This is a genomic window from Streptomyces aureus (assembly GCF_001418135.1).
Classification (GTDB): Bacteria; Actinomycetota; Actinomycetes; order Streptomycetales; family Streptomycetaceae; genus Streptomyces; species Streptomyces aureus_A.
The window spans coordinates 1-6,820 of record NZ_LIPQ01000464.1 but is presented as its reverse complement, the minus strand read 5'-3'; the positions used below and the strand labels follow the sequence as shown (position 1 = coordinate 6,820).

Here is a 6,820-nt window from a genome sequence, read left to right as displayed (position 1 = left end):
GACGGTACGCGGGCGCAGGCCGCGACGCGGGGCGCGGAGTCCCTGCGACCCGGCGGCGTGAGGCACGGAAGGACCGTGGGCGGCAGCGTGGTCTCCGGCGGTGGCCCTGTGACCGGTGCCGGCCGCGCGTCCCGCGCCCGCGATGTGTCCGGCGGCGGCCGGCACCGGTCACAGGGCCACCGCCGGAGACCACGCTGCCGCCCACGGTCCTTCCGTGCCTCACGCCGCCGGGTCGCAGGGACTCCGCGCCCCGCGTCGCGGCCTGCGCCCGCGTACCGTCCGCGCCAAGATCGTCTCGCTCCTGATGGTCCCGGTCGTGTCGCTCCTCGCGCTGTGGGGCTTCGCCACCGTCACCACGGCCCAGGACGTCGCCCGGCTCCGCCAGCTCCAGCGCGTCGACGCCGAGATCCGCGAGCCGGTGACGGACGCCCTCGCCGCCCTCCAGGACGAACGGCGCGCCGCCGTACGGCAGATCGCGGCCCCAGGCGCCGCCCGCGCCGCCGAGCTCAAGGACCGGATCCGCCGCACGGACGAAGCCGTCGACCGCCTCCGCCTGAACGACACGCACACCATCGGCGACACCGGGGACCTCCCAGGCGACGTCGGGGAGCGGGTCAGCGCCTTCGTCGCCAAGGTCGCCGGCCTCGCCCGGCTCCGTACCGCCGCCACCGACGGACGCGCCGACGGGAACCAGGTGTACGAGGAGTACACCGCGGCGGTCTCCGCCGCCTTCGCCGTCGGCGGCGCCCTCACCGGCATCCAGGACACCCAGCAGGGCTCCGACGCGCGCGTACTCCTGGAATTCGGCCGGGCCGGCGAGATGCTGTCCCGCGAGGACGCGCTGCTCACCACCGCCCATCTCACCGGCCGGTTCTCGGAGGAGGGGCTCCGAGCCTTCTCCGGCGCCGTCGAGACCCGGCGCACCCTCACCGCCTCCGCCACCGCCGACCTGCCCGCCGCCGAACGCGCGGCGTGGGACCGGCTCGCCGCCGGCGGAGACCACACCCGGCTCACCCGGGCCGAGGACCGCATCCGCGCCGAGAGCCCCGGCCGCACCGCCGCCCAGGCGGTCCCCAGCGCCGACTGGGACGACACCCTCGCGGCCGTGCGGAACGGACTCACCGCGATCGAGACGGACGCCCGCACCGCCGCGGCCGACCGCACCGACCCCTTCGCCGGCGGTGTCCTCACCGCGAGCGGCGCGGCGGTGCTCCTCGGCCTCGCTGCCGTCGCCGCCTCCCTCGTCATCTCCGTCCGGATCGGCCGCGGCCTCGTCGTCGAACTCGTCAGCCTCCGCAACTCCGCCCTCGGCATCGCGCGCGGCAAACTCCCCGCCGCCATGCGCCGGCTGCGCGCCGGGGAGGAGATCGACGTCCAGGCCGAGGCCCCGCCCGGTCCCGTCTCCCAGGACGAGATCGGCCAGGTCGGCGAGGCCCTCACCACTGTCCACCGCGCGGCCCTCTCCGCCGCCGTCGAACGCGCCGAACTCGCCAGCGGCATCTCCGGCGTCTTCGTCAACCTCGCCCGGCGCAGCCAGGTCCTCGTCCACCGCCAGCTCAACCTCCTGGACAGCATGGAGCGGCGCGCCGACGACCCCAACGAACTCGGCGACCTCTTCCGGCTCGACCACCTCACCACCCGGATGCGCCGTCACGCCGAGAGCCTCATCATCCTCTCCGGCGCCGCCCCCGGCCGAGCCTGGCGGGTGCCCGTCCCCCTCACCAACGTCGTCCGCGCCGCCGTCTCCGAAATCGAGGACTACGCGCGCGTGGAGGTGCGCCGACTCCCCGAAACGTCCGTCGTCGGCGGCGCCGTCGCAGACCTCACCCACCTTCTGGCCGAACTCATCGAGAACGCGGCCCAGTTCTCCCCGCCCCACACCAAGGTCCGGGTCAGCGGCGAGCCCGTCGGCAACGGGTACGCCCTGGAGATCGAGGACCGGGGACTCGGCATGGGCAAGGAGACCCTCGCCGAGGCGAACGCCCGCATCGCCCAGTCCGAGGCCCTCGACCTCTTCGACAGCGACCGGCTCGGCCTCTTCGTGGTCAGCAGGCTCTCCTCCCGCCACGACATCAAGGTCCAGCTGCGGACCTCCCCGTACGGCGGCACCACGGCCGTCGTGCTGCTCCCGACCGATCTCCTCCAGGGGGCCCTGCCCCCGGGCCGCAGCGCGGGCGCGACCGGCCACGGAAGCGACACACCCCACGCCGGAACCCCGCAGGTACGCGATCCCCGCACGCCCGCCCCCGACCGGGGAGAGCCGGGCGCGGACCACCGGCAGAGCGGCGACGACCGGAGGACGGGCGACCGGTTCGGCACCGGAGGTCTCGGCACCCACCGCCTCGGCTCCGACCCCCGCACGGACGACGCGCGCGCCGCACGCGAACGCGAGGAGGCGCAGCGCGCCGAGGCCCGCCGCTTCGGCCGTCCCCAGGTGTCCCGTCCGCCGGCGCAGGCCGGTCCGCCGGCCCCCGGCCCCGGGGGAGGCGCCCCCGCCGGGCCCGTTCCGGCACCGCGCAGGACCGCCCCGCAGCCACCGCCACCGGGGGGCACCCGGCCCGGGATCCTGCCCAGGGAGTCGACGAGCGGCTCCCGGCCGTCGGCCCCGCCGCCGGCTGCCCCGTCCCAGCGCCCGCAGTCCCTGCCGCGGCCGACCGCCGTGCCCGCGCTCGCGGCGCCCGCGGAGCCCGGGCCGCCGCCCGCCGGGGTCACCGAACTGCGGCGCCGCGGGCCCTCCGTACCGCCGCCGGCGCGGCAACAGCAGCCCGGCACGCCCGCGGGTGCCACGGGTCCCGGCACCCTCGCGGGTGGCACAGGTCCCGGCACGCCCGCGGGTGCCACGGGCCCCTCAGGTGCTGCGGCCCGTCACGCCGGACACGGCGACGACGCGGAGGCGGAGGGCGAGCTGCCGCGCCGCGTGCGGCAGGCGAGCCTGGTCCCGCAGCTACGGGAAGCGCCCGCCTCGGCACCGGTGTTCGTACCGGCCGAGCCGGGCACGGACGCCCGCACCCCGGAAGTCGTACGGGACCGCATGGCGGCCTACCGGGACGGCTGGCAGCGGGGCGGCGGCGCGGCCCCGGGCAGCAGACGCCCCCTCGGCACCGGCACCGGTCACGCACCCGGCCACGGCACGACCCCCCTCGACGACCCCCGCCCCGAAGGAGACCAGTCATGATCGACCACGAGAGGATCTCCCACCACCGGTCCGGCGAGCTCGACTGGCTCCTCGACGACCTCGTCATGCGGGTCCGGGAGGTCCGCCACACCGTGGTGCTCTCCAACGACGGACTCGCCGTCGGGGCCTCCAACGGGCTCAGCCGCGAGGACGCCGAACACCTCGCCGCCATCGCCTCCGGCTTCAACAGCCTCGCCAAGGGGGCGGGCCGCCAGTTCCACACGGGCGGTGTCCGCCAGACCATGGTCGAGATGGACGACGGCTTCCTCTTCGTCGCCGCGGCGGGGGACGGCTCCTGCCTCGCCGTCCTCAGCTCGGTGAGCGCCGACATCGGCCTCATCGCGTACGAGATGGCCCGCCTCGTCAAGCGCGTCGGCGAGCACCTGCACACCCCGCCGCGGCTCACGGTGACCCCGCCGACCGTCGGCTGACCCGGAGAAGGCCCATGAACGAGGACAGCACCGGCGGCGGCCCGTCCGTGCCGGGCAGTCAGTGGTACGACGCCGACGCCGGACCGCTCGTGCGCCCGTACGCGATGACCGGTGGCCGGACCAAACCGGGGCCCAGCAACGTACGGTTCGACCTCATCGCCCTCGTCGTCGTCGACGACGACCCGCCCGGACCGGCCGAGGAGTCCCTCCTCGGTCCCGAGCACCGGTCCCTGCTGGCCCTGTGCCGGGCCGAGACCCAGTCGGTCGCGGAGCTCTCCGCCGACGCCGACCTGCCCGTCGGCGTCGTCCGGGTCCTCCTCGGCGACCTCCTCGAATCGGGCTTCGTACGCGTCAGCCGGCCCGTACCGCCCGCACAGCTCCCCGACGAAAGAATCCTGAGGGAAGTAATCGATGGCCTACGAGCGCTCTGAGAGCACCGGCGCGGACGACGGCGCGGACACCACCGCCCTCGCCCTGAAGATCCTGGTCGCCGGTGGATTCGGCGTGGGCAAGACCACCCTCGTCGGCGCGGTCAGCGAGATCCGGCCGCTCCGCACCGAGGAACAGCTCAGCCGTGCCGGGGAGTCGGTCGACGACACCGGGGGAGTCGACCAGAAGACGACCACGACCGTCGCCATGGACTTCGGCCGCATCACCATCCGCTCCGGGCTCTCCCTGTACCTCTTCGGGACGCCGGGCCAGGACCGGTTCTGGTTCCTGTGGGACGAGTTGTCACAGGGTGCCCTCGGGGCCGTCGTCCTCGCCGACACCCGGCGGCTCGAGGACTGCTTCCCGGCCGTCGACTACTTCGAGCACCGGAAGATCCCGTTCGTCGTCGCCGTCAACTGCTTCACGGGCGCGCGTACGTACGGCGCGGCCGACGTCTCCCGCGCACTCGACCTGGACCGGGGCACGCCCGTGGTGCTCTGCGACGCGCGCGACCGCGACTCCGGGAAGGAGGTGCTCATCCGGCTCGTCGAGTACGCCGGGCGGATGCACACCGCCCGGCTCCTCGACACGGTGGGCTGAGCCGCCGTACCGCGCCCCGGGCCGGTCAGTCGGCCACGCCGGCCTGGGCGATCACCTTCTGGATGCGTACCCGGACGAGGAGTTCGCCCGGGACCGCGTTGCGCTCCCCGAACTCGTCCGCCCGGTCCGCGCCCATGTACCGGGCACCGATCAGGCCAGCCCAGTGGCGCAACTCCACCGGGTCCTCGCTGAGTTCGGCGCGACCGCTGAGCGAGACGAAGGCGAACGGCGGAGTGTCGTCGTCGACGCACAGGGAGACCCGTCCGTCGCGCGCGAGGTTGCGGCCCTTCACCGTGTCCTTGCCCGTGTTGAACACGAACTCGTCCCCGTCCAGGAGGAACCAGATCGGTACGACGTGCGGACTGCCGTCGTCGCGCACGGTCGCCAGCTTGCCGGTACGGGTCCCCTCGGACACGAAGGTCCGCCACTGAGCATCGGTCATCCTCGTCATGCCCCCATCCTGCGGCACGCGCGGGCGTGGTGCAGTGCTTGCCCTGTTCACGACAGTGCGTAAGGCTTGCGGCGATACGGCGGACCACTGCGGCACGGCGACCACGGGGAACCGGGTCGTCTGGGCGCACCACCCAGGGGGAGGACCACTGATGGCGTTGGACAAGGGACTGGACTGGCTGCTCGACGACCTGACCCAGCGAGTCGGATTCATACGGCACGCCCTCGTGCTGTCGAACGACGGCCTGGTGACGGGCGCGAGCAGCGGACTCGCACGCGAGGACGCCGAACACCTCGCGGCCGTCTCCTCGGGCCTGCACAGCCTGGCCCGGGGCTCGGGCCGGCACTTCAGGGCGGGCCGGGCGCGCCAGACGATGGTGGAGTTCGACGAGGCGCTGCTCTTCGTGACGGCGGCGGGCGAGGGCAGCTGCCTCTGCGTCCTGAGCGCGGCGGAAGCGGACGTCGGCCAGGTGGCGTACGAGATGACGCTGCTGGTCAACCGCGTCGGTGAGCACCTCGGCGTGGCCGCCCGGCAGCCGGGGCGCCTGGAGGGCGGCCTGCTCTGACGCCCCTGCCGTCGTCCTGAGTTGTCCACAGGCGGTTTTCCACAGGTCGTGCGTGATTCGTCACTCTGCGTTACGTTCTCGGTGGTGGGTCGGAGCGATCCGCGACACGGAGAGAACACGGACGTACGGGGGAGGGCCACGCGATGACGGTGGACGAAGGGGCGCTGACGGCGACGGTGACGCCGGGTCGGGCCGCGCAGGAACTGGAGCTGGCGCGCGACGAGTTCCGGCTCGCGGTCCAGCTCGGCCTGGTGAGGACGGTGCCGGCGGGGGAGGGCGGACGGCGGCGGGTCGAGCGGGGCGAACTGGACCGGCTCAGGGCCGCGCCCGACTTTCCCGCCGGCCTGCGAGAACGGGTGCACGCGGTCGGCACGGCGGAGGCCGCGGCGCTCCTGGAGATCACCCCGGAGCGCTTCACCAGGCTGGCCCGGACGGGCCACGTCAGTCCCGTGCGGTTCTCCCTGAATCGCTATCGGGCGGTGGTCTGGACGTATCTCGCGCAGGAGGTCGCCGAATTCGGCCTCACCTGCCCGGCGCTGCTCACCGGACGACTGCCCATGGAACTCCGCGAACGGCTGGCCGCGCACGAGGACCTGCGACCCCGGAACTGGCGGGCCCGGCGGCTGGGCGTGCTCCTCCGCGCCACGGACGACCCCTGGGCACAGGCCGCCGCCATGGCCTCGATGCTCGACCCGGTCCAGGTGGCCGAGGTCGTCGACGACCCGTACGAGCGCGCCCATCTCGACCGGCTGCGCCCGCCGGCGCCGCCCGGAATGCCGGTGCGCGTGGCGGGCCGCGACATCGCCGAGCGGCTCACCAGGGCCGACGACCCGGACGAGATCCTCTGGCACCGGCTGAGCCTGGCCCTGGCGCTCGACGAGGCCCGGACGCGGCAACCCGCGCCGTATCCCGGTGGTTCGGGCGGGTCGGGCGGTTCGGGTGCGGCCGGAGAGCGGCCGGGTGCCGGGATGCCCGCGCCGATGCTCCGGCAGCCGGCTCCGACCGTGGCGCCCGCACTGCCCCTGCCGTCCCTCTCGCCCGTACCGGCCGTACCGGGCCTGTCGACAGCCGTACCGGTGGCTTCTGCTCCCGCCCCTGCTTCTGCTTCTGCTCAGGCTCCTGCTCCGGCGGGGCGGCCGACTGCGCTCGACCGTCCGCCGAGCCGTCCG

7 protein-coding genes are annotated in these 6,820 nt (G+C 74.6%); 6 read left to right on the top strand and 1 reads right to left on the bottom strand.

Features of this window, described 5'->3' with window-relative positions:
* Positions 1-214 precede the first annotated feature (214 nt).
* The 4 genes from AOK00_RS37740 to AOK00_RS30850 are packed head-to-tail and all read left to right on the top strand — an operon-like array spanning position 215 to position 4,635.
* Positions 215-3,175 (top strand): nitrate- and nitrite sensing domain-containing protein, encoded by a 2,961-nt coding sequence (locus tag AOK00_RS37740; protein ID WP_055603503.1) that lies wholly within the window; start codon positions 215-217, stop codon positions 3,173-3,175.
* On the top strand, positions 3,172-3,606 hold the full coding sequence (locus AOK00_RS30860; protein ID WP_055603502.1) for a roadblock/LC7 domain-containing protein: 435 nt from the start codon (positions 3,172-3,174) through the stop codon (positions 3,604-3,606). Before AOK00_RS37740 ends, AOK00_RS30860 begins: the two co-directional genes overlap by 4 nt.
* Before the next feature lie 14 nt (positions 3,607-3,620).
* Positions 3,621-4,037 carry a DUF742 domain-containing protein gene (locus AOK00_RS30855; protein ID WP_030316908.1) on the top strand — a complete coding sequence of 139 codons (417 nt, stop codon included), beginning with the start codon at positions 3,621-3,623 and terminating at the stop codon, positions 4,035-4,037.
* Positions 4,018-4,635, top strand: a complete 618-nt coding sequence (locus AOK00_RS30850) for a GTP-binding protein (protein WP_055603501.1) — start codon at positions 4,018-4,020, stop codon at positions 4,633-4,635. The genes AOK00_RS30855 and AOK00_RS30850 overlap by 20 nt, the downstream gene beginning before the upstream one ends.
* Positions 4,636-4,660: 25 nt before the next feature.
* On the opposite strand, the gene AOK00_RS30845 is transcribed toward AOK00_RS30850, so the two are convergent.
* Positions 4,661-5,086, bottom strand: a complete 426-nt coding sequence (locus AOK00_RS30845; protein ID WP_055603500.1) for a PPOX class F420-dependent oxidoreductase — start codon at positions 5,084-5,086, stop codon at positions 4,661-4,663.
* A gap of 151 nt (positions 5,087-5,237) precedes the next feature.
* Here AOK00_RS30845 and AOK00_RS30840 point away from each other — a divergent pair, with 151 nt between their 5' ends.
* Together AOK00_RS30840 and AOK00_RS30835 are read left to right on the top strand one after the other, a co-directional pair.
* Positions 5,238-5,651, top strand: coding sequence for a roadblock/LC7 domain-containing protein (locus AOK00_RS30840; RefSeq protein ID WP_055603499.1), 414 nt, complete (start codon positions 5,238-5,240; stop codon positions 5,649-5,651).
* 143 nt (positions 5,652-5,794) lie between these two features.
* On the top strand, positions 5,795-6,820 hold a 1,026-nt coding region (locus AOK00_RS30835; protein ID WP_055603498.1), incomplete at its 3' end, for a DUF6397 family protein.